Annotated in this window: 21 protein-coding genes and 2 tRNA genes; 11 read left to right on the top strand and 12 right to left on the bottom strand. The window is 23.4% G+C overall.

Features of this window, described 5'->3' with window-relative positions; translation table 11 throughout:
• Positions 1 to 365: 365 nt before the first annotated feature.
• Both ybeY and mnmG read left to right on the top strand, forming a co-directional pair.
• Positions 366 to 746: an rRNA maturation RNase YbeY gene (gene ybeY / locus H0H35_RS00480; RefSeq protein ID WP_238892343.1), complete on the top strand. Its 381-nt coding sequence runs from the start codon at positions 366 to 368 to the stop codon at positions 744 to 746.
• A gap of 13 nt (positions 747 to 759) precedes the next feature.
• Positions 760 to 2631: a tRNA uridine-5-carboxymethylaminomethyl(34) synthesis enzyme MnmG gene (gene mnmG / locus H0H35_RS00475; RefSeq protein ID WP_185883013.1), complete on the top strand. Its 1872-nt coding sequence runs from the start codon at positions 760 to 762 to the stop codon at positions 2629 to 2631.
• Between the two features lie 9 nt (positions 2632 to 2640).
• Here mnmG and H0H35_RS02835 read toward each other — a convergent pair whose 3' ends face one another.
• Positions 2641 to 2727, bottom strand: coding sequence for a hypothetical protein (locus H0H35_RS02835; protein WP_238892380.1), 87 nt, complete (start codon positions 2725 to 2727; stop codon positions 2641 to 2643).
• 434 nt (positions 2728 to 3161) lie between these two features.
• On the opposite strand from H0H35_RS02835, the gene fumC reads away from it, so the two are divergent.
• Positions 3162 to 4547, top strand: a complete 1386-nt coding sequence (gene fumC / locus H0H35_RS00465) for a class II fumarate hydratase (protein ID WP_185883012.1) — start codon at positions 3162 to 3164, stop codon at positions 4545 to 4547.
• On the opposite strand, the gene H0H35_RS00460 is transcribed toward fumC, so the two are convergent.
• Positions 4534 to 5325, bottom strand: coding sequence for a TatD family hydrolase (locus H0H35_RS00460; protein ID WP_185883011.1), 792 nt, complete (start codon positions 5323 to 5325; stop codon positions 4534 to 4536). The genes fumC and H0H35_RS00460 overlap by 14 nt on opposite strands.
• A gap of 54 nt (positions 5326 to 5379) precedes the next feature.
• On the opposite strand from H0H35_RS00460, the gene fabD reads away from it, so the two are divergent.
• The 3 genes from fabD to H0H35_RS00445 are packed head-to-tail and all read left to right on the top strand — an operon-like array spanning position 5380 to position 8511.
• Positions 5380 to 6258, top strand: a complete 879-nt coding sequence (gene fabD, locus H0H35_RS00455; protein ID WP_185883010.1) for an ACP S-malonyltransferase — start codon at positions 5380 to 5382, stop codon at positions 6256 to 6258.
• Positions 6259 to 6260: 2 nt separating this feature from the next.
• The gene (locus H0H35_RS00450) at positions 6261 to 7193 is read left to right on the top strand and encodes a GYDIA family GHMP kinase (protein WP_185883009.1); all 933 of its coding nucleotides are present in this window, start codon (positions 6261 to 6263) and stop codon (positions 7191 to 7193) included.
• 52 nt (positions 7194 to 7245) lie between these two features.
• On the top strand, positions 7246 to 8511 hold the full coding sequence (locus tag H0H35_RS00445) for a citrate synthase (protein WP_185883008.1): 1266 nt from the start codon (positions 7246 to 7248) through the stop codon (positions 8509 to 8511).
• An 8-nt stretch (positions 8512 to 8519) separates the two neighbouring features.
• Here the strand turns inward: H0H35_RS00445 and H0H35_RS00440 are convergent.
• The 3 genes from H0H35_RS00440 to H0H35_RS00430 form a co-directional block, all read right to left on the bottom strand.
• Positions 8520 to 8603 (bottom strand) — tRNA-Leu (locus tag H0H35_RS00440).
• A gap of 17 nt (positions 8604 to 8620) precedes the next feature.
• Positions 8621 to 10186, bottom strand: coding sequence for an Rne/Rng family ribonuclease (locus H0H35_RS00435; protein ID WP_185883007.1), 1566 nt, complete (start codon positions 10184 to 10186; stop codon positions 8621 to 8623).
• Positions 10187 to 10364: 178 nt separating this feature from the next.
• Positions 10365 to 10658, bottom strand: a complete 294-nt coding sequence (locus H0H35_RS00430; protein WP_185883006.1) for an HU family DNA-binding protein — start codon at positions 10656 to 10658, stop codon at positions 10365 to 10367.
• Between the two features lie 82 nt (positions 10659 to 10740).
• Here H0H35_RS00430 and H0H35_RS00425 point away from each other — a divergent pair, with 82 nt between their 5' ends.
• A complete protein-coding gene (locus tag H0H35_RS00425) occupies positions 10741 to 11793 on the top strand; it encodes an A/G-specific adenine glycosylase (protein ID WP_185883005.1) in 1053 nt (350 codons plus the stop codon).
• A 1-nt stretch (position 11794) separates the two neighbouring features.
• On the opposite strand, the gene H0H35_RS02885 is transcribed toward H0H35_RS00425, so the two are convergent.
• Positions 11795 to 11920, bottom strand: a complete 126-nt coding sequence (locus tag H0H35_RS02885) for a hypothetical protein (RefSeq protein ID WP_262889570.1) — start codon at positions 11918 to 11920, stop codon at positions 11795 to 11797.
• 1173 nt (positions 11921 to 13093) lie between these two features.
• Here H0H35_RS02885 and H0H35_RS00415 point away from each other — a divergent pair.
• From H0H35_RS00415 to H0H35_RS00405, 3 genes are all read left to right on the top strand, one after another.
• Positions 13094 to 13717, top strand: a complete 624-nt coding sequence (locus tag H0H35_RS00415; protein WP_185883004.1) for a tetratricopeptide repeat protein — start codon at positions 13094 to 13096, stop codon at positions 13715 to 13717.
• 339 nt (positions 13718 to 14056) lie between these two features.
• A complete protein-coding gene (gene mutL, locus H0H35_RS00410) occupies positions 14057 to 15751 on the top strand; it encodes a DNA mismatch repair endonuclease MutL (RefSeq protein WP_185883003.1) in 1695 nt (564 codons plus the stop codon).
• Positions 15748 to 16437, top strand: a complete 690-nt coding sequence (locus H0H35_RS00405; protein WP_185883002.1) for a rhomboid family intramembrane serine protease — start codon at positions 15748 to 15750, stop codon at positions 16435 to 16437. Before mutL ends, H0H35_RS00405 begins: the two co-directional genes overlap by 4 nt.
• Positions 16438 to 16442: 5 nt before the next feature.
• Here the strand turns inward: H0H35_RS00405 and lepB are convergent, their stop codons facing one another.
• Together lepB and dapB are read right to left on the bottom strand one after the other, a co-directional pair.
• Complete coding sequence (gene lepB, locus H0H35_RS00400) at positions 16443 to 17915, bottom strand: signal peptidase I (RefSeq protein ID WP_185883001.1); 1473 nt, start codon at positions 17913 to 17915, stop codon at positions 16443 to 16445.
• A 19-nt stretch (positions 17916 to 17934) separates the two neighbouring features.
• Complete coding sequence (gene dapB, locus H0H35_RS00395) at positions 17935 to 18648, bottom strand: 4-hydroxy-tetrahydrodipicolinate reductase (RefSeq protein WP_185883000.1); 714 nt, start codon at positions 18646 to 18648, stop codon at positions 17935 to 17937.
• A gap of 89 nt (positions 18649 to 18737) precedes the next feature.
• Here dapB and H0H35_RS00390 point away from each other — a divergent pair.
• A tRNA-Leu gene (locus H0H35_RS00390) sits at positions 18738 to 18823 on the top strand.
• A gap of 5 nt (positions 18824 to 18828) precedes the next feature.
• Here the strand turns inward: H0H35_RS00390 and ilvA are convergent.
• The 4 genes from ilvA to ilvB are packed head-to-tail and all read right to left on the bottom strand — an operon-like array spanning position 18829 to position 23211.
• On the bottom strand, positions 18829 to 20100 hold the full coding sequence (gene ilvA / locus H0H35_RS00385; protein ID WP_185882999.1) for a threonine ammonia-lyase: 1272 nt from the start codon (positions 20098 to 20100) through the stop codon (positions 18829 to 18831).
• Positions 20101 to 20150: 50 nt separating this feature from the next.
• The gene (gene ilvC / locus H0H35_RS00380; RefSeq protein ID WP_185882998.1) at positions 20151 to 21206 is read right to left on the bottom strand and encodes a ketol-acid reductoisomerase; all 1056 of its coding nucleotides are present in this window, start codon (positions 21204 to 21206) and stop codon (positions 20151 to 20153) included.
• A gap of 15 nt (positions 21207 to 21221) precedes the next feature.
• Positions 21222 to 21485: an acetolactate synthase gene (locus tag H0H35_RS00375; RefSeq protein ID WP_185882997.1), complete on the bottom strand. Its 264-nt coding sequence runs from the start codon at positions 21483 to 21485 to the stop codon at positions 21222 to 21224.
• Positions 21486 to 21519: 34 nt separating this feature from the next.
• Entirely contained in the window at positions 21520 to 23211 is a 1692-nt protein-coding gene (gene ilvB, locus H0H35_RS00370; protein WP_185882996.1) for a biosynthetic-type acetolactate synthase large subunit, read from the bottom strand.
• Between the last annotated feature and the right edge of the window lie 4 nt (positions 23212 to 23215).

Genomic DNA, 23215 nt, shown 5'->3' with positions numbered 1-23215 from the left:
TTTTTGAATAAAATATAAAAAATTGACAATAAACTATATTCTATATAATAAAACCAATTACAATATTTTTTTCTAAAATATTACTTACGTAAATAGGAATAAATATGTTATAAAAATGAATGATACTATAAAATATAAATTTTTGTTTTTCATAATTTAGAAAAAAAAACATGAAAAGAATCCAATAATATAGAAAAATAAGTTTGTTTCTACAAAATAGTTGCAGTATTTCATGTTATAAAAAGGTGGATAGTCTATTGAAAATAAATTCAATAAAAGAAAATATTTTTTTTATTTTATCACAATGTATTTTTATAGTCAATCTAATAATGATTAATATATTCTACGAAATTTCTTATTTCAAAATGAAAAATCAATATTCTTTTTTAAAGGAAATTATTATTTTATTAAGAAATGAAAGTATTTTATCTATAGGAGATATCAATTATATTATTTGTGATGATCCATTTATTTTGGAAATGAATAATAAATATCTCAAAAAAAATTTTTATACAGATGTTATTACTTTTAATTATACTGAAAAAAAATATATATCAGGAGATATTTATATAAGTTTTGATCGTGTTTTGGATAATTCTAAAAAATGGCATCAGACTTTGATCAATGAATTAAAAAGAGTCATGATACATTCATTGTTACATTTATTAGGATATAATGATGATCAGGAAATACAAAAAAATATCATGAAAAAAAAAGAAGAATTTTACTTAATTTTATTTCAATAAAAAATATTATCAAATGTTTTCTAGTATATATGATGTCATTGTAGTTGGTGGAGGTCATGCTGGATCAGAAGCAGCATCCGCATCTTCTAGAATGGGCGCAAAAACGTTGCTTATTACTAGTAATTTACAAACCATAGGACAGATGTCTTGTAATCCAGCTATAGGAGGAATAGCAAAAGGTCAAATTATTAGAGAAATAGATGCTTTAGGAGGATATTCTGGAGTAATCACTGATTATAGTAGTATTCAATTTAGAATGTTAAATAAATCAAAAGGACCTGCGATGTGGAGTCCTAGATCTCAATGTGATCGAAGATTATTTTCTTATTATTGGAGACAATTTTTAGAAAAAAATATCAAATTAGATTTATATCAAGATACAGTGATTTCTTTAATTGAAAATAAATATCAAATTCAAGGAGTACAAACTTTATTAGGATTGGAAATTAAATCAAAAACAGTTATTCTGACAAATGGAACATTTTTAAATGGAAAAATATTCATTGGAAATAAAATAATAAATGGTGGAAGAATATCCGAAAAGGAATCCAAAGGAATAACAGAACAATTACATAAGTCTTTTGGGTTAAAATGTGGTAAAATGAAAACTGGAACTTCTCCTAGAGTTGATGGTCGGTTTTTAAATGACAAAAAAATGGAAACTCAATATGGAGATAAATATCCAAAAAGATTTTCATTTTTTCATAAAAAAAATAAATTTTTAAAACAAAAAAAATGTTTTATTACTTATACAAATGAAACCATACATGACTTTCTTCGAAAAAAAGTGAAAGAATCTCTGATTTTGAAATCAATTAGAGGAATAAGTCCTAGATATTGTCCATCAATAGAAGAAAAAATTTACAGATTTCCTAATCAAAATAGACATCCTATTTTTATAGAGCCAGAAGGATTAAATACAGTAGAAATGTATATTAATGGATTTTCTACTTCTTTTTCAGAAAACATACAATATGAATCTTTAAGAAAAATAGAAGGATTAGAAAATATTAAAATATTAAGACCTGGATATGCTATTGAATATGATTACTTTCATCCAGAACAATTAAAAGGAACATTAGAAAGTAAAATTGTGGATAATCTTTTTTTTGCTGGACAAATTAATGGAACAACTGGTTATGAAGAAGCGGCTGGTCAAGGTTTAATAGCAGGAATTAATGCTTATTTAAAGGTATATCACAAACCACCTTTAATTTTAAAAAGAAATGAAGCATATATTGGAGTTTTAATAGACGATTTAGTAACAAAAGGTACAAATGAACCATATAGAATGTTTACATCAAGAGCTGAATACAGAATGTTATTGAGACAAGATAATGCAGATGAACGATTAACTCATATAGGATATAAAATAGGGTCTGTTCCTATTCGTTATATGCAAATAATAAATGAAAAAAAGAATAAAATCAATCAATGTTTACATTTTTTTCAAAAAAATTATATCCAACCAAAAATAATAAATCCTATTCTAAATAAGAAATCTTCTTCTCAAGTAAATTGTAATAAAAAAATAGATACAATATTATCTCGTTCTGAAATTAATATAGAAGATATGAAATCTATTCCATTTATAATGAATGAAATTATAAAAAATAATTTTAATAACGAAATATTAGAACAGGTTTCTATTCGTGTCAAATATAAAGGGTATCTTGACAAAGAAAAAGAAAATGCAAAAAAATTATTGAGATTGGAGAATATTCGAATTCCAAATAATTTTAATTATAACAAAATTCATTCTTTATCTATAGAAGCTCGAGAAAAATTAGAATATTATAGACCAATTTCATTATCTCAAGCTTCAAGAATTAGTGGTATATCGCCTTCAGATTTAAGTATTTTATTATTGTATATGGGAAGATGAAATGACCTATTAATCTAAATTTCTTTTTTTTGTTATAACAAATAAATCTTCATCTTTTTTTTTCATATAAAATTTCTCTCTTGCGTATTTTTCAATATACTCAAGATCCGTTTGAAGTTTTTTTAATAAAATTTTTTTTATATGTACTTTTTTTTTAAATATTCTTTACTTTTTGTCATATTATCGATGTCTTTACTAAATTTGTAATGTAATAATAAAGAGTTAGTATCAAAAAAAGATATCCATATAAGAAACATGATACTCATCCAAAAATATTTATTTTTAATAAGTATTTTTATTTTTTTTTTCATCAAAATATGTTTGAAACACATGTATAAAATAGGTAATAAACCAATAAAAACTAAATAAAGATAAAAATATGATACACCAAAAACCAGATATAAATATTAATAAAAACATTAAAAATCCCAAAAATTTAATTATCATTATGTTTTTTTGATAAAAATATAAAATGATCAAAATACAGTATTTTTTTTGATTTTTCAATTCCATGAAAAAAAAATATAAATATGACATACAGAATAGAAAAGGACGCTTTAGGAAAAGTTCAAGTTCCGAAAAATAAATATTGGGGAGCGCAAACAGAGAGATCAAGAAGAAATTTTAAAATTGGTAAAAAATCATCTATGCCAATAGAGATTATTTATGCTTTTGGACTTTTAAAAAAAGCAATTTCTTATGTTAATTTTAAATTAGGTTTTTTGTGTAAAAAAAAGAAAGATCTCATATCTTTAGTTTGTGATGAAATTATAAATGGAAAATTAGACGATCAATTTCCTTTAGTTATATGGCAAACTGGATCTGGAACGCATACGAATATGAATGTAAATGAAGTTATATCTAATAGAGTAAATGTTTTGATAGGAAAAAATATGGGAGATGAAAAACCTTTTATTCATCCAAATGATGATGTAAACATGTCTCAATCATCTAATGATACTTTTTCTACAGCTATGCATATAGCTTCATATAAATTATTAGTAGAAAAAACCATTCCATCTATAGAAGAATTAATGAATAATTTAGAAAAAAAAAAAAATTCATTTCAACACATTATAAAAATAGGAAGGACTCATTTAATGGATGCCGTACCTATTACTTTAGGACAGGAATTTTCTGGGTATGTGTCACAAATCAAAAATGGATTAACATCTTTAAAAAATTCATTAAATCGTTTATTGGATTTACCTATAGGAGGTACAGCAGTTGGTACAGGATTAAATGCACCACATGGTTATGATCTACAAGTTGTTGAAAAATTAAAATCTGAAACCGGATATCCATTTAAAGTTGCAAAAAATAAATTTGAATCTTTATCATCTCATGATGCCATTGTAGAAAATCACAGTTCTTTAAAACAAATAGCTGTTTCTTTAATCAAAATATCAAATGATATTCGTTTTTTAGCTTCAGGTCCACGTTCAGGAATTGGAGAAATTCATATACCAAAAAATGAAACTGGTTCTTCTATTATGCCTGGAAAAATTAATCCTACTCAATGTGAATCTCTTATCATGGTTTGTACACAAATTATAGGTAATGATGTTGCTATATCCATAGCTGGATCTTCAGGAAATTATGAATTAAACGTATGCAAACCATTAATAATATATAATTTTTTAGAATCTGCTCTTCTCCTTTCAGATTCATGTACTTCTTTTTCATCTCTTTGTATTAAGGGTATAAAACCAAATCATCAAAGGATTAAAGAATTTTTAGATAAGTCCTTAATGTTGGTTACAGTTCTCAATACGCATATTGGATATGATAAAGCAACAAAAATTGTTCAATCAGCATATGCTAATAATAGTTCATTAAAAGATGAATCTATTCGATTAGGATATTTAAGTTCAGAAGAATTTGATAAAATAGTAGATCCATCTAAGATGATTTAATTTTAGAATTATCAAAAAATAGTTCATTTACATTTTTTTCAATAGTTATTGCCATTTTCTCTTCTGAGAGAGAATAAATTTTTGATAATACTTTTAATATGATACGTAAATTAGATGGATTATTTCTTTTTCCCCGTAAAGGATGAGGAGAAAGATATGGAGAATCCGTTTCTAATAAAATATTATTTAGTTTAATTTTATGTAAAAATGGAACTAAATTATTTTTTTTAAAAGTAACGATACCTCCAATGCCTAATTTCATTCCTAGGTCTACAATTTTTTTTGCTTGTTCCAAGGTACCGTTAAAACAATGGAAAACCCCTTTTAAATTAGGATTGTTTTCTTTTGAAAGAATATCAAAAACATAGTTAAATGCATTTCTACAATGAATCACTATAGGAATATTGTGTTCTTTAGCCCATTTTATTTGAATTTGAAAAGCATATTTTTGTTCAAAAAAAAATTTTTTTGATAAATGTAAATCTATTCCAATTTCTCCGATAGAAATGATATAATGTTTTTCGATACAATTCATTATATTATTCAATTCTATTTTTAGATTATCTGAATTAATATAATTAGGATGTAATCCTATCATAGGAAAACATATAGTTGGAAAGTTTTTTTTTAATTTTAATATTTTTATTATACTATTCTTATTTAAAGAAGGAAGTAAAATTCTATGTATTCCTTGAGACAATGATTTTTTTATTACTAATTTATAATCTTTTTGAAATTCATTCATATATAAATGAGCATGAGTATCTGTTATTTTCATAAAGTGATTATTAATTTTGATAATTTTTAATTTTAATTAAAAAATTTTTTTTTAATGAAAGCATATTTATTTCCTGGGCAAGGTTCTCAATTTATGGGAATGGGAAAAGATTTGTATGAAAGTAATTCTTTGGCAAAGAAACTTTTTCAATATTATAATGATATTTTGGGATTTCAAATAACATATATCATGTTTAACAATCCTAATAATATTTTAGAACAAACAAAATATACACAACTTGCACTATATATTTACTCCGTAATACAAATAAAAATTTCAAAAAAGTTTAAACCAGATATGGTAGCTGGACATTCCCTAGGTGAATTATCTGCATTAACTGCAATTAATGTTCTTTCTTTTGAAGATGGTGTGATGTTAGTTTATAAAAGAGCTTCTATAATGCAAAAAATTTGCAAAAGTTCTCATGGAATAATGGCCGCTATTTTTGGATTAGAAGATGATATGATCGAAAAAATTTGTAAAAAAGATAAAGGAATCATAGTACCTTCTAATTATAATTATAATGGACAATTAGTTATTTCAGGAGATAAACAATCGATGAAAAGAGTCTGTTCTATCTTACAAAAAATAGGAGCTAAAAAAATAATCTATCTATCTGTAGATGGAGCATTTCATTCTCCAATCATGGAACCAGCAAGAAAAAAGATGGAAAGTATAATTAAAAATATTTCATTTCAAAATCCAAAATGTCCAATTTATCAAAATTTCAATGGAAAAGCAGTATATAGACCTAATGAAATAAAAAATAATCTCATCAATCAGTTAACAAGTGCGGTAAAATGGAAACAATCTATCCAAAATATGATTTTAAATGGAGCATCTTCATTTCAAATTATAGAACCAGGAAATATATTAAAAGGAATTGTTAAAAAAATTTTAACAAATATTGAAAAAAGATACAAAATTATTTAAAAATGTATCAATGTAAACATTTTTTTCATAGTCATGGAAAATTATTATTAACAGGAGAATATCTTATATTGTATGGAGCTTTAGGTTTAGCTTTACCTACAATTCAAGGACAATCTCTTTCTATTTTTGAGAAAAATATACCTTCATCTTCCAATTCTATTTTACATTGGATCAGTTTTGATAAAATAAATCATATTTGGTTTGAAGGAATTTTTCAACTTCCTTATTTAGATATTTTTTATAATACGGAAAAAAATATTGCTGTTCGGTTAAAAAATTTATTATTAAAATCAAAAAAAATTCGAAAAAATTTTCTTGTAAATTCACTTGAAATAACTGCTCATTCAAAATTAGAATTTCCTCTTGACTGGGGTTTAGGTAGTAGTTCTACTTTAATAAACAATATTTCCAAATGGGCTAAAATCAATCCCTATATGTTGATAGGACCACCTTTTACAGGAAGTGGTTATGATTTAGCTTGTGTATCAAATTTTAAACCAATATTTTATAAAATTGTAAATAAAAAACCATATATTAAACCTATAGAATTCAATCCACCATTTAAGGATAAATTATTTTTTTTATATCTTAATAAAAAACAAAATACTAGTGAAAGCATTCGATTGTTTTCTTCAAAAAGTTTTATTCATAAAAATAGTATTAATTTAATATCTTCTATTACATTAAAAATTACATTATGTAAAACTTTAAAAGAATTTGAAGATTTATTGTTGAAACATGAAATGATTATATCTAGAATATTAAATATTCCTACTATTAAAGAAATATATTTTCCAGATTACTTAGGACTCGTAAAAAGTCTCGGAGCTTGGGGTGGAGATTTTGTTCTGATAAGTTCTAGAAAAGGAATGAAAAAATATTTTTCTCAAAAAGGTTTTCATACTATTATTTCATTTGAAGAAATGATCATTTAAAAGATCATTATATTTTATTTAATTTTATGGATCTTTAAAAAATTATTTTATTATGTGCGATTTTGTTGATATTGATATCAATGGATCTACTTATCAACTACCTGTAGTTAATGGAATTTATTCTAATAATAAAGCTATTAATATTTCAAAATTAGTAGAAAATACAGGTTTTATTACTTTTGATCCAGGTTTTAAAAATACAGGAATTACTAAAAGTTCTATTAGTTTTATTGATGGTGAAAAAGGAAAACTTTTATACAGAGGATATCCTATTGAACAAATCATCGAAAAATGTTCATTTATAGAAACATGTTATTTAATTTTAAATGGAGATATTCCTAATTCGAAACAATTAGAATTTTTTTCTCAAAAAATAAAAAAATTTAATTTTCTTCATCCAAAATTTTATGAAATCATAAATCAAATTCCTAATTTTTATCATCCTATGGGTTTTTTATCATTTTTAACGCATATCATGACGGCTTTTACAAAAAGTAATTTGATCGAAGGGAACGATATTTACATAGATTTATTATCTAAATTTCCTTTATTAGTTGCTTTGATATATAGAAAAAAAATAGGTATTCCACCTATTTTATCAGATACAAATATTTATTATACGTCTAATTTGTTAAAAATGTTTTTCTCAGTATCAAATAAGTTGTATCATCATAATCCAATTATAGAAGATGCATTAGATAAACTTTTAATATTGCATGCAGATCATGAACAAAATTGTTCTACAACAACTGTTCGTTTATTAGGATCAGCTCATGTAGGTTTATTTTCTTCTATATCTTCAGGTATCAATGCTTTGTGGGGAAAACGACATGGAGGTGCTAATCAAGCTGTAATAGAAATGTTAGAAATTATGTTACAAAATGGATCTAACATAAATAAATGGATCAATAAAGCAAAAAATAAAAAAGATCCGTTTCGTTTAATGGGTTTTGGTCATCGTATTTATAAAAATTTTGACCCTAGAGCTGTTATTGCTAAAAAAGTAGCAGAAAAACTTATAGATAAATTAGGGATTCATGATCCAATTTTAGAATTGGCAAAAAAACTTGAAGAAACAGCGTTACAAGATTCTTATTTTCAAGAAAAAAAACTTTATCCAAATATTGATTTTTATTCTGGTATTATTTATCAATCTATAGGAATACCAAAAGAAATGTTTACTGTTATGTTTGCATTAGGAAGATTACCAGGATGGATAGCTCATTGGAGAGAAATGAAAAAAAATAACGATCCGATAGGAAGACCTAGACAAATTTATATAGGATATAAAAAAAGAAATATAGATAAATCCAATTAAATTCATAGTGCGGGCGAAGGGATTTGAACCCTTATGCCTAAAAAGGCATCAGATCCTAAGTCTGACGTGTATACCTATTCCACCACGCCCACATATTTGTATATTTATTTTAATTCAAAGGAAATATAGAATATAAAATTTCACGATTATTATTAATGATCTTGTATTCTGTATATTTAAATGAATCTTGAGAAACTAATTTAATCCATATTTTATATTTTACAAACCATTTTTGTTGTATAGATGGAAATCCTTTTTTTAAATAAGCCGAAACGAATGAATGTATATGAAGTTGAATGTTTATATCATTTTCATATTTTTTTAAAATATTTTCTATGATAAATTCTAAACAGAAAATATAACTCAATGTATAATTTTTATTGTTATATTGAAATTTTTTTAATTCAGGTCGTACTCGATGTCTTGTAAATTCTACTAAGCCAAATTCATTAGGTGGTAGGATTTGATGTTTTGCTCTGTCTTTTTTCATTTTTTCCTTTAAATGATCATATAATTTCTTTTTTTGATCAGGATCTTCCATATCTATAAAATCTACTACAATAATACCTCCCATATCTCTTAATCGAAGTTGTCTAGATATTTCGGTTGCTGCCAATAAATTTATATTAAAAATATTGTTCATTCTTTCATATTCTGTACAATTTTTTTTCATATGATTGCTCATACCACTGTTTACATCTATTACATGTAATGCTTCTGTATGTTCTATAACGATATATGCACCATTTTCAAGAGGAACATTTTTTCCTAAAAAAGTTTGGATTTGTTTTTCTATTCCATATTTTTCAAAAATTGGAATCTTTCCTGGATCAAATTGTATTATACTAGTTCTTTTTGGAGAAATTAAAGATAAATAGGAATGAATTTCTTTACATAGAAAACGATTATTACAATAGATAAATTTAAAATCATCATTAAATACATCTCTCAAAAAAATATGAGTTTTATTTGTTTCACTTAATATACGTACTGGTGGTTTTTTGACTAAATTTGTTATGACATTTTCCCATTTTTGTATCAAAAATGTGAGTTCTTGATTAAGATTTTTTTCTTTTTCATATACTGAAGCAGTACGAATAATTACTCCAACATTTTTAGGTTTAATTTTGTCTATATAAGAGAACAACCGTTCTTTTTCTTTATTATCCTTTATTTTTTTTGATATAGATATTTTTTCGGAAAAAGGTATTAAGACTAGACTTCTTCCGGGAATACAAATTTTAGAAGTAAGTTTTATTTTTTTATTTGAAATAGGTTCTTTTGCAATTTGAACTAATATTTTTTGTCCAGAATATAATATATCGTCTATTGAAATTTCTTTTTCTTCTTTTTCACATTCAAAATTTATATGTTCGTTTCCAATATTTTTATTTTGACATGAAAATGGAATTGATTCTGCAGAAATAAAATAAAACATATTTTTTATTTGATATCCCAAATCACTATAATGTAAAAAACCACATTGTGAATTTCCTATATCAACAATAGCTGCATTCAAACCATGTAAAATTTTTTTTACTATTCCTAAGTAAACATCCCCTACAGAAAATTTTTTGTTTAAAATTTCTTTATGAAGTTCTACAAGTAAACCATCTTCTAGAAGAGCTATTTTTACTTCTTGTTCTTCTACATTTATAATCAATTCTTTATTCATACATAAAAAAAAGAAAAAATTATTGTAATATTAGAATAGATAATTTTTTTTGAAAAAATTTTACTTTTTTTTATGCCTATTTTTTCTATTTCTTTTTTTTCTTTTATGAGTAGCTATTTTTTTTCTTTTTCTTTTTTTTCCGTTTGGCATCATTTTTATATATTATTGTAAAAAATTGTTATTTTTCAATAGGAACATTTTTCTTTACCAATTCAGTAAAAGATTTCGATGGTTTAAAAGCCGGTATATTATGTTCTGGAATAACGATAGACATGTTTTTAGATATATTACGACCTAGTTTTTTCGCTCGATGTTTAATAATAAAAGAACCAAAACCTCTTAAGTAAACATTTTTTCCTGATGTAAGACTTTGTTTAATTTTTTTCATAAATACTTCTACTACTTTTTGTGTATCAATTCTTTCAGAACCAGTTTCTAATATGATTTCTGTTATTATATCTGCTTTTGTCATGTTAAATCATTATATCAAATAACAAAATTTAGTTTCTTAAATATACCAATTTTTTATAAAATTGCTTTAAAATTAAATATTCATGAATTTTTCTAAAAAAATAATAAAATGGTATAACAAAAATAAAAGAAATCTTCCTTGGAGAAAAACCAATAATCCTTATCATATACTAGTATCGGAATTTATGTTACAACAAACGAAAGTTTCAACTGTTATTCGTTATTATTCAAAATTCATAGAAAAATTTCCTACAATACAAAAATTGTCTCAATCAAATGAAAAAAGTATATTAAAATCATGGGAGGGGTTAGGTTATTATTTTCGAGGAATAAATCTATATTATTTTGCTAAAGAAATTGTTAATAATAAAAGAGGAATTTTTCCCAAAACTTATAAAAATTTAATAAAATATAAGGGAATAGGTCCTTATATTGCTGCTTCTATTTCTTCTATATGTTTTCAAGAAATTGTTCCTGCAATTGATACCAATGCTTATAGAGTATTTTCTAGGTTTTTTGGTATAAATCACAGTATAAATATTATTAAAAGATCAATCAAATTTCAATTTTTTGTTACTAAAATGATGGATTCAAAAAATCCGGGTATTTTTAATCAATCCATTATGGATCTTGGTGCTATGGTTTGTACTATCAAAAAATGGAAATGTGAAATATGTCCAGTTAAAAAATTTTGTTTTTCAAGAAACAATCATATTGTAAATAAATATCCTATTAAAACAAAAAAAAAAAATATAATTAATAATTTTTATTATTACATATATATTAATAAAGGAAAGAATCATATATGTTTCAAAAAAAGAGATTATAAAGGAATATGGGGTGGTCTTTATGATTTTCCTTTGATTAAATCCAAAAATTGTTTAAATATTGATGATTTAAAATTCAAAGTTTGGAATAAATTTCGAATAGTAATACCAAATAGATCCATTTATCAAATAAAACATAAATTAAGTCATATAAATTTATTCATCAACTTTTTTTGTTATAAAATGTTAAAAAATTTTGAAAACAATATCTTATACAAAAAATATTTTTTTATCGCATATGATAAAATGAAAAACTATCCATTTCCTATTCCTATCATTTCTTTTTTAAAACATCAAAGAATTCTATAATTTATTTTATGAATATTTTATATTTGATTTCTTGTTTTTTATGAATATTAATATTGATACTATGTTCTACAATGATATCTGGATCAGATCCCATTTTTTTTTGTATTGATAAACAAACTATTACCAAAAAAATAAAAAATCATATTCATAAAAGAGATAATATTTTAAAAATTATTAGAAATAAGAAAAACGATTAGATACTATATTCATTTGTAATCATTTTTTTTAATGTAAATATTGTTTGATTCCCTTTTTTTTGAAGAAGAGATTTTTTTAAAAAAAAATATATTACAATGTATAACATAATTGTGATTCCTATTTATTTTTTGTCAAAGTAATATTTATTATTTTTATTTTGTTTTTTTTTGGAGAAATCATTCCTAAAATATATGATAGTCACAATACTATTTGTGTTTCAATATTTATGTCTAAATCATTATTTATTATTGAAAACATATTACATTCTATTATTAGAATAAGGATATGCATTTCAAAATTACTAGAAAAGAAAATCATGAAAAAAAATCATTTGATATTTATTAATTATTTTTCAAAATCTTTGAAAAGAACATATACATAAAATATTGAATAATATCAGTTTTTATCTAGAATTATTGATTTTGTAAAAAAAAATTCATTGTATTAGAACTCCTAGGATAGATATGTTTTCTTTATATAAAAAAAATCAATTTTTTCATGTATTAAAATTAGTTTGTTATCTAAGATATTTTCACAAACCTATTTATCAAAATAATATAGATGATATAGAAAGTATTTTATTTTTCAAAAATTTATCATCATTTATTCATATGAAAAAAATTTTATTGGAATCGATTAATATATCTTCCTTTTTTTGTTCCAGAAAAAAAATATATGATCTTTTAAATGATTTTAAGAAAAAAACATACATCTAGCAATAGTAGTTTATAATAGTATAAGTACTTGAATATTAGTTTTTATTGAAGATTTTATTGAAAAAATGGTAGGTGATATTATAAATGAATTTGATGAAGAATATTTATCATATTCAAAATTGAATCAAAACGATTATTTATTTTATGGAAAAATTTCTTTTAATTAATTTGTATCAAATTATGAAAATTAAATAAGAATTATATTTTGAAAAAAAAATGTAATGAAAATATTTTAGGGAAGGTTGTTATGGGTATCAATCAATATTTTCCTAAAAAAAAATATTAATTTTTTCAATTATAATTTTATTATTATAAATATTGATAATTAAAAAATTAAAACAGTAGAAGTAGTAAAAAACAAAAGTTAATTCAAGTTTTGAAAAAAAATGAAAAGAATAAACACTATATTAAAGTACATATTTTTTTGTATTTTTTTAGTAATAATAGTTTATTTTTCTTTTTTCTTTATCAAAAGACATCCATTTCATTCATTAGAAAATCAATCTATGAATGAATTGAATTATGCAAATGAGCTTTTATCTAAAGGATTAATCAAAGAAGCTTTGAATGAAAATAAGAATAAAAAAATACGTGGTTTTTTGGAAATAATGAAAAAATATCCATATACAAAAGCAAGTAATATATCAAAATTTTATGCAGGGATTTGTTATTATAAACTGAGAAAATATCAACAATCTATCAATATGATGAACCATTTTTCTACAAATGATGAATTTTTATCTTCTATGAAATATGGATATATAGGGGATTCTTTTATATATATTAAAAAATATAAAGAAGCTATAAAAAATTATATGCAAGCTGCAAAAATTAAAAAAAATGATATTACTACTCCCATTTATTATTATAAAATAGCATTATTACATTTGTATATGAAAAAATATAAAAAATCTAGATTTTTCTTGGAAAAGATATACAAACAATATCCATTCTTTTTATATAGAAAAGAAGTGGAAAAATATCTTGTATTTATCCAAAACAAATCATAAATATCGAGTTTGAATATATTTCTTTGTTGGTTTTTTATTTTTTTCTATCTATAAAAAATAAAAAAAACGTAAATTTCAAAAAATTACTAAAATATATATATTTTTCGATGATAAATTTTTGTTAAAATATTTATTGAATTGATTAATGTTTTTTTGTAAACAAAATTTTCAATACTCAAATATTTAGTAAGGATGCATAAGTTTATTATTACAATAGTATTTTTTATATTATTTAAAATATGTAAATAAAAAATATTTTTTGATCCATCTTTTAAAAAGAATACAAATAAAAATGATGTTATTTATTTATTTTTTTCATAAAGATTTTGAACAAATTTAATGAATAAATCCGTACATATTTTACCTTTAAAAATAATTAATCAGATAGCAGCTGGGGAAGTAATTGAAAGACCATCATCCGTTGTAAGAGAATTATTGGAAAATTCGATAGATGCAAATGCAAGTAAAATTGATATTTTTATTGAAGATTCAGGAAAAACATTAATTCAATTAGTAGATAATGGAGATGGAATGAGTTTTTTTGATGCTAAGATGAGTATTAAAAAATATGCAACATCAAAAATAAAGGAAACGAATGATCTTTACCATATTAGGACAAAAGGATTTAGAGGAGAAGCTTTATTTTCTATAGCATTAGTTTCTCAATTAGAAATACAAACTAGATATAAAGGAAACTCAATAGGTTCTTATATGTTTATTGAAGATGGAGTTATAAAAAAAGAAATATCCATAAGTATGTTAAAAGGAACAAGAATATCCGTAAAAAATATTTTTTATAAATTTCCTGCCAGAAGAAAATTCTTAAAATCATCTCGTATAGAACTCAAACATATTATAGACGAATTTTATAAAATTGTTTTATCTCATAGAACGATTTCGTATCGTTTTTATCATAACAATAAAATGTTATTTCTTTTTAAGAAAGAATCTTTAAAAAAAAGAATCAAAGAAATTATCAAAAATAATAATAAAAATTTGAAATTTGTTTCGATCAACAGAGATCAATTTTTTGTAGAAGGATATTTCAGCATTCCGGATAATGATAAGAAAAAAGGTGATCAATTTATTGTTGTAAATAAACGATGTGTAAATTATTCTTTAATACATAATCACATTATTCGTTCTTATGATGGATTTTTAAATAAATTTAAAACAATTTCTTATTTTATTTTCATTTATATCAATCCAACTTTAGTAAATTGGAACATTCATCCTTCTAAAAAAGAAGTGAAATTAGAAAATGAAAAAATAATAAGTGATGAAATTTATAGAGAAATAAAAAAAAATTTGTTTAATCAATATAAAATAAATCATAATTTAGAATTGAATCATTCTAATATTGCTTTTCATTATAATTTTTTTGAAAAAAATTGTATAAATTATAATAGTCATTTTCATATAAATGAATTTTTTATTAACAATATTTTAATAAATAAATCAATATCAAATTTTATTTTGGATGAAACAAAAATACGATCATTTCAAATAAATAAAAGATATATGATATTTACTTACGAAAAGGACATCATGATATTATTAGATCGATATAGAGCTAGTCAAAACATATTATTTGAATTTTTTTTAAAAGAAAAAAAAATTGTAAGTAAACATTTATTTTTTCCTATTGAAATAGGGAATACATACAATAAAATTTTTATATTAAAAAATATTAAAGATGATTTAGAAAATTTTGGTTTTCGTTTGTATTTTTGGAATAAATCTGTTTATTTATACTCAATACCTGAAAAAATAGAAAAAAATATGTTAAATGAAATTTTTCAAAATATATTACAAAATAATTTTATTAAAGGTGACCATAATAATAAAAAAATCATTATTCGGTCTATTACTGAATCGGCCTCGATAAAGTATAAGGAAAAATGTCATTCTCATGTAAGAAAATCTTTAATCAAAGAATTATTCTCTTGTGATAATCCATTATATACATTTTCTGGAAAACCAGTTTATTTTATTTTTAATAAAAATTTTTTTTCAAAACTTTTTGAAAAGTGAATGGTTCTACAACAAATTTTAATTCATATGCTGTTAAACATTTAATTAGTATTAATATACTTGTGTTTACAGCTAGCATTGTTTTTCCTCATTATAGAATAGAAGATATATTTTCATTATATCATCCTATTGATGATAGATTTGAATTATATCAAATATTAACTCATATGTTTTTACATTCTAAACGTGTGTTTTTGCATATATTTTTTAATATGATAGCTTTATTTATGTTTGGAGGACAGATAGAAACAGTACTAGGAGTAAAAAAATTTTTATTTTTGTATTTTTTATCCGGTATATTCGCAGCATGTTTTCAAATATTTTTTAATACTGGAGCAATGTATTATTTTATAAATATTTTAAATTTATTGAAAACAAAAGAAATTTTAACTTATTTATATGATAATGGAAAGATGAATTTTTATAGTTATATGTACTCTCCTATGATGGGAGCATCTGGTGCTGTTAGTGGTGTAGTAGGAGCTTTTGCAAAATATTTTCCAGAACAAAAAATTTTTATTATACCTTTTCCATTTCCAATATCAATTAGAAAAGCTATTATAATTTTCATCTTTGGAAGTCTAATTTCCATTATTTTTGATTTAGCACCAGGTGTTGCTCATTTTGCACACATTGGAGGTCTTTTATCTGGTTATTTAATCGGATGTTTTTTTTATAAAAAATAAATTTTTTATTTTTTATTTATTTTTTCAGGAACAAATGTAAAATATAAAAGAATCATAGAAGAAAATAAAAAAAATAGTGGTAAATAGGAACTTTTTTCTTCTATTGTTTTCATTGTACGATTCCAACGTATTTTCCAACTTAGTAAGTACAATGGGTTATTTTGATTCCAATCAATACTTAACCATATGAAAATTGGTTTTCCTACTATATGATCTTCTGGAACAAAACCCCAATAGCGTGAATCATAAGAATTATGTCTGTTATCACCCATTACAAAATAATAATTTTTTTGTACTCGACAATATTTTTTTGAATTAATATTTACATATTGAATTTTTTCATAATGAGATATTTCATTATATATATGAGAATTTTTGGATTTAAACTCTATTAAATCTCCTTTTTTAGGAATATACAATGGACCATAGTTATCTATATTCCAATTTGGATTAAAAAATATATTTTGTTCTTGAAAAGAACATGGTATTATATTTTTTTGAATAAAAATTGTATTTTTAAATATTCTTTTCATTTGAATCACACTATTTTTAGTTAACATTATTTGATAATAATACATATCATCTTTATTCCATACTAGATTCAAATCTTTAATATCCATTTTATGATTCAAAAATTTTATATTTAGAGGTCTATGAAATGTTTGTATTGTATAAGATTGTTGTTGATTGACTATTTCTTTTTCTTTTTTATTATTAATGAATAAAATTCCATTTTTCATAAACAATAAATCTCCAGGAAGACCTACACAACGTTTGACATAATGATCTTTTTTATCTATAATATTATGTTTGATATCTTTTGGAAAATTAAAAACAATCATATCATTTCGCCTAATAGGATTTATAGAAGGAAAACGAAAATAAGGCCATTGAAAAAAAGATAAATAAGATGTCATATTATTTATCAATTGATTATGAATAAATGGAATAGAAATAGGAGTAATTGGTAGTCTTAATCCATAATGAATTTTACTAACTAATATTAAATCACCTACTAATAATGTTTTTTCCATAGAAGAAGTAGGAATAATAAAAGGTTGAATTATATAAGTTTGAGTAAAAAATGATAAAATTAAAGAAAAAAAAAATCCAAAATGGGACCCTGTTTTTATTTTTATAGGATTTGTATTTTTTATAAAATTAATATAGTAAATATAAAATATACTAATAGATAACAAACATAAAATAAAAATGTTGAATTTTTTTTTTTCAAAAGAACGAATTAAATCCATCCAAATAGTGATAAATAAAATAATACTTGTTAAAGGATGAAATAACAAAAATAACCAAAATATAGATTTTTTATATATTTTTATATGTATAAAAATATTATAAATAGGAATACAAATCTTCCAAAAACTAATTCCAAATTTTCTATAAAGTCGGAATGTACCTAACGTATGAATTATATTTTCAATAAGTAGAAAAATACCACTGAAAATAAGATATTGAATCATAAAAAAAATAACGTTCTATTTAATTACCATTTATTTTTAAAACTTCTTTCATCGAAAAAAAACCTATTTTATTTTTAATCCATTCAGCTGCTATAACTGCTCCTAAAGCAAAAGAATTCCTATTGAATGATTTATGTTGTATTTTAATATCATCTATGTTAGAATGAAAGGTTATAGTATGTGTTCCTACTTCTTCTGAAAACCTTTTTGAAATTATCGAAATACAATCATGATTATTACTTTTTCCTAAAATCCAATTTTTTTTCATATGACTATTAATAATATCATTTGCTAATGAAATAGAAGTTCCACTTGGTTGATCTAATTTATTTTTATGGTGTATTTCTTCTATAGTTATTTTATATTCATTAGAATATAAAGATAAAAGTTTTGATAATTTTCTATTAATTTCATAAACAATATTCATTCCAATACTAAAATTCGAAGAATAAAGAAAAGAACCCTTTTTTTCTTTACATATTTTTTTAATATCACCAATTTTATCTAACCATCCTGTAGTTCCACATACAGTAGGAATACCTTTTTCTATACAAAATTTAACATTGTTAAAAGCAGAATCTGGTTGGCTAAATTCAATGACTACATCTATATTTTTTAATATATGATTATGTGGAGACTGATCATAACATAATAATATACTATGACCCCTCATTTTTGCTATATTTTTCACTGCTTTTCCCATTTTTCCATATCCTATAATTGCTATATTCATAATACATTAGTATATTTTTATTAATAAATTCAAATATAAATTAATTTTTATTTTAAAAAATTATATAATTTTTTATATTTGTTCTGAATACCCACGTGGTGAAACTGGAAGACACGCCACTTTGAGGGAGTGGTATCTAAAATAAGATATGCTGGTTCGAATCCAGTCGTGGGTATATACTTATATAAGTAATCGAAATAAATCAGGATTTTTATTTAAATATTGAAAATGAACTCTATATAGTTTCATTTTTTTTATCAAAGATGAAAATTCATTTTTATTGGCTAATTCAATTCCTATTATAGCAGGACCTTCTTCTTTGGAAGTTTTTTTAGAATATGTAAAATAAGTTATGTCATCATTTTTTCCTAAAATATTATTAACAAATTCTTTTAATGATCCTGATCTTTGTGGAAATTGTACTATAAAATAATGTTTTTTTTCTTCATAAAGTAATGACCTTTCTCTTATTTCTTCTGTTCTAGTAATATCATTATTTCCTCCACTCAATATACATACTATTGTTTTTCCTATTATTTCTTTAGAATAAAAATCCAGAGCCGATATCGATAAAGCTCCTGCTGGCTCTGCTACTATAGCTTCTAAATTATATAAATCTAATATAGTAGTACATACTTTTCCTTCAGGAACTGTTTTGATATCATATAATATTTGATTACAAATACTAAAATTTAGTTTTCCTACTTTTTTTACAGATGCTCCATCTATGAATCTATCTATTTTTTGTAATTCTATTATTTTTCCTTGTTTGATAGAACAACTCATTGAAGGAGCACCCATTGGTTCTACTCCTATAATTTTAGTATTAGGACTGAATTGTTTAAAATAACTTCCAACTCCGGATATTAAACCTCCTCCTCCAATAGGAATAAAAATATAATCAATATTTAATTTTTTATTTATTTGTTGGATGATTTCTAATCCAACAGTAGCCTGGCCTTCAATTATTTTTACATCATCAAAAGGATGAATAAATACTTTGTTATTTTTTTTATAATCTTTGATTGCTTCATCGTGTACCGCATCAAAAGTATCTCCAGTAAGAATAATTTCAACATAATTTTCTCCGAACATTTTTACTCTTTCAATTTTTTGTTTAGGAGTAGTATTAGGCATATAAATTTTTCCATATATTTTTAATGCACGACATGAATAAGCTACTCCTTGAGCATGATTTCCAGCACTAGCACAAATAATTCCATTTTTTATTTTTTTTTGAGAAAGATTTTTTATTTTATTATACGCTCCTCTGATTTTATAAGAACGAATAATTTGTAAATCCTCTCTTTTTAAGAGAATATTAGCTTTATATTTTTCCGATAAAAAAAAGTTTTTTTGTAATGGAGTTTCATAAATTATATTGTTTAATAAATTTTTAGCTTTGATGATATTTTCACAAGAAGGATAATATCCTTTTAATATATTTTTCAATTTGTTAAAAAACCAATGAACACTAGTAATAAAATTGTATTATTCAAACATTATTTTTTATCATGTTTTTTTTCTGGTCTTAAATTTCGAATGATATCTCCTACTGACCATAATTCGCTATTTTTTAGTTCTTCTAATTCTTTTTTTAATTTTAGTCTATAATTTACATCAAGATTAGATTTAATAATTCTTTTAGCTTCTTTTCCTGATGATACTTCATTATATAATTTATGAAATATAGGTAATGTTGCATCTCTAAATTGTTTCCACCAATCTAATGCACCTCTTTGTGCAGTAGTAGAACAATTAGTATACATCCAATCCATACCTTTTTCTGAAACAAGAGGCATTAGACTTTGAGTTAATTCTTCAACCGTTTCATTAAAAGATTCTGAAGGAGAATGTCCTTTTTCCCTCAATATTTGATATTGTGCTGAAAATATACCTTGTATAGCACCCATTAAAGTCCCTCTCTCTCCTACTAAATCAGAATAAACTTCATTTTTAAAACTTGTTTGAAATAAGTATCCAGAACCAATACCGATACCAATTGATAAAGCTTTTTCTAAGCTTTTTCCACTATAATCTTGATAAATAGCATAACTAGAATTAATTCCTTTTTGTTCTTTAAAAAAACGTCTTAAACTAGTACCCGAACCTTTAGGAGCTACTAAAAAAATATCTATATTTTTAGGAGGATTTATTTTTGTTTGATTAAAAAAAGTTAATCCAAATCCATGTGAGAAATATAAAGATTTACCACAAAAAAGATATTGATATAATCTAGGCCAAAAATCAATTTGACCAGCATCGGATAGTAAGTACATGATTATAGATCCTCTTTTAGAAGCCTCTTCTAAAGAGAACAGACTTTCTCCTTCAATCCATCCATCTTGTAAAGCTTTCCTCCACGAAGAAGAATTTTTTCTTTGTCCGACAATAACTTGAAATCCATTATCTCTTAAATTTAAAGATTGTCCAGGACCTTGTACTCCATATCCTAATACAGATATAATTTCATTTTTTAATATTTCTTTAGCCTTTTGTATTGGAAATTCTTCTCTTGTAATAATATTTTCTTCTACAGATCCAAATTTAATTTTCATATTTTTTATAATTAATTATTTTTTTTCTTTTTCTAAAAAAGAAACATCTATTATTCCGATTAGTTTTTCAGTTAATTTTTTTAATTGAATGATTTCTGTCTTTTTACATTCTAAATCTAATATATATCGATTACATTTATTTTGAATAATTTCATATTTTTCCATATTTATATAATTGATTTTTAAATTTTTTCTATTTACAATAATCAGTATTCTACTTAATAATCTAATGTTATTTTCTCCTAATATTCTTATTCTAAATTGAGAATTATTATTCATTATAGATATATGATTATGAAATTTTTTCTTTTTTTTATGTTAAACGAATTTCATCTACAGCCGAATCGGAAGGTATCATAGGAAAAACATTATCTTCTTTTTTTACCACGATTTCTAACAGAAAAGATTTTTTGTTATATAAAGCTCTTTTCACTGATTTTTTTAAGTTTTCTCTTTTTTTTACTCTTTCAGATTTAATATTATAAGCATTTGATAATTTTACAAAATCTGGATTAATCAATTTTGTACAAGAATAACGTTTATTGAAAAATAATTGTTGCCATTGACGAACCATTCCTAAAAAATTGTTATTTAATAAAATAATTTTTATACAAATATTATTTTGTAAAATAGTACCCATTTCCTGAATTGTCATTTGAATTCCTCCATCTCCAACTATACAAATAACTTGTCTTTTTTTTGCACCTATTTTTGCACCTATAGAAGCAGGTAAAGCAAAACCCATTGTACCCAAACCTCCAGATGTTATTTGACTTTTTTTGTAAGTAAAATTAAAATACCTAGAAGCGATCATCTGATGTTGCCCAACATCAGTTACAAGAATTGCATTTTTTTTTTTGTATAAATTAATCCACTTTAAAACTTCTCCCATAGAAATGTTTCCTTTTATTGGATTTAGATCTTTTTGAATTATGATTTTTTCTTCTTTTTTCTTCAGAAAAAAAAATTTTTGAACCCATTTTTCATGATTAGATTTGTAAACGTAATAGATTAGTTTTTGTAAAGATTTTTTACAATCTCCTATAATTGGTATATGACATAATATATTTTTATTTATTTCAGAAGAATCTATTTCTAAATGAATAATTTTAGCTTGTTTTGCATATTTATTTATATTTCCTGTTACACGATCATCAAATCTCATTCCAATTGCAATAATAAGATCACATTGATTTGTTAATATATTAGGAGCATAATTTCCATGCATTCCTAACATGCCAACATATAAATGATGCGTACTATTCAAAGAACCCAATCCTAATAGAGTACTTGCTACCGGAATACCAGTTTTTTCAACAAATTTTTTGAATTCATCTTCTGAATTAGATAATACAACTCCTTGCCCTGTAATAATTAAAGGTTTTTTGGCATTATTTATTAAATGTGCTGCTTTTTTTATTTTTTCTTCTTTTATACATGGATAAGGTTTGAAATATTCGATTTGGTCAAAAGGTTTGTAACTAAATTTAGTTTTTTGAAATTGAGCATCTTTAGTAATATCGATTAAAACGGGTCCAGGACGTCCTTTTTTAGCTATAATAAATCCTTTTTGAATGGATGCACAAATATCTTCAGCTCTCAATACTTGCACATTCCATTTTGTAACAGAAAGAGAAATGTCTATAATATTTGTCTCTTGAAAAGCATCGGTACCCAATAAATGAGAAAATACTTGTCCTGTAATACACACTATAGGAGTACTATCTATTAAAGCATCAGCTAACCCTGTAATCAAATTTGTAGCTCCAGGTCCTGATGTGGTAAAACATACACCCACTTTACCAGTAACGCGCGCATATCCTTGTGCTGCATGAATGGAACCTTGTTCATGGCGCATTAAAATATGCGAAACTAGATTAATATAATCATGTAACGAATCATATATAGGCATGATAGCTCCTCCTGGATATCCAAAAATGTATTCTACACTTTCATTTAATAGCGTTTTTATTACTATTTCAGAACCAGAAATTAACTTTTTCATATCA

The organism is Blattabacterium cuenoti (assembly GCF_014252435.1).
Lineage (GTDB): Bacteria > Bacteroidota > Bacteroidia > Flavobacteriales > Blattabacteriaceae > Blattabacterium > Blattabacterium cuenoti_X.
Note: the sequence above shows the minus strand (reverse complement) of the source record. Positions and strands in the feature narration are given on the sequence as shown.

Bases quoted from the DNA above. Each gene is read 5' to 3' on its own strand.
- ybeY (WP_238892343.1), top strand. From the start codon at position 366: ATGAAAAATCAATATTCTTTTTTAAAGGAAATTATTATTTTATTAAGA.
- mnmG (WP_185883013.1), top strand. From the start codon at position 760: ATGTTTTCTAGTATATATGATGTCATTGTAGTTGGTGGAGGTCATGCT.
- fumC (WP_185883012.1), top strand. From the start codon at position 3,162: ATGACATACAGAATAGAAAAGGACGCTTTAGGAAAAGTTCAAGTTCCG.
- H0H35_RS00460 (WP_185883011.1), bottom strand. From the start codon at position 5,325: ATGAAAATAACAGATACTCATGCTCATTTATATATGAATGAATTTCAA.
- fabD (WP_185883010.1), top strand. From the start codon at position 5,380: ATGAAAGCATATTTATTTCCTGGGCAAGGTTCTCAATTTATGGGAATG.
- H0H35_RS00450 (WP_185883009.1), top strand. From the start codon at position 6,261: ATGTATCAATGTAAACATTTTTTTCATAGTCATGGAAAATTATTATTA.
- H0H35_RS00445 (WP_185883008.1), top strand. From the start codon at position 7,246: ATGTGCGATTTTGTTGATATTGATATCAATGGATCTACTTATCAACTA.
- H0H35_RS00435 (WP_185883007.1), bottom strand. From the start codon at position 10,186: ATGAATAAAGAATTGATTATAAATGTAGAAGAACAAGAAGTAAAAATA.
- H0H35_RS00430 (WP_185883006.1), bottom strand. From the start codon at position 10,658: ATGACAAAAGCAGATATAATAACAGAAATCATATTAGAAACTGGTTCT.
- H0H35_RS00425 (WP_185883005.1), top strand. From the start codon at position 10,741: ATGAATTTTTCTAAAAAAATAATAAAATGGTATAACAAAAATAAAAGA.
- H0H35_RS00415 (WP_185883004.1), top strand. From the start codon at position 13,094: ATGAAAAGAATAAACACTATATTAAAGTACATATTTTTTTGTATTTTT.
- mutL (WP_185883003.1), top strand. From the start codon at position 14,057: ATGAATAAATCCGTACATATTTTACCTTTAAAAATAATTAATCAGATA.
- lepB (WP_185883001.1), bottom strand. From the start codon at position 17,915: ATGATTCAATATCTTATTTTCAGTGGTATTTTTCTACTTATTGAAAAT.
- dapB (WP_185883000.1), bottom strand. From the start codon at position 18,648: ATGAATATAGCAATTATAGGATATGGAAAAATGGGAAAAGCAGTGAAA.
- ilvC (WP_185882998.1), bottom strand. From the start codon at position 21,206: ATGAAAATTAAATTTGGATCTGTAGAAGAAAATATTATTACAAGAGAA.
- H0H35_RS00375 (WP_185882997.1), bottom strand. From the start codon at position 21,485: ATGAATAATAATTCTCAATTTAGAATAAGAATATTAGGAGAAAATAAC.
- ilvB (WP_185882996.1), bottom strand. From the start codon at position 23,211: ATGAAAAAGTTAATTTCTGGTTCTGAAATAGTAATAAAAACGCTATTA.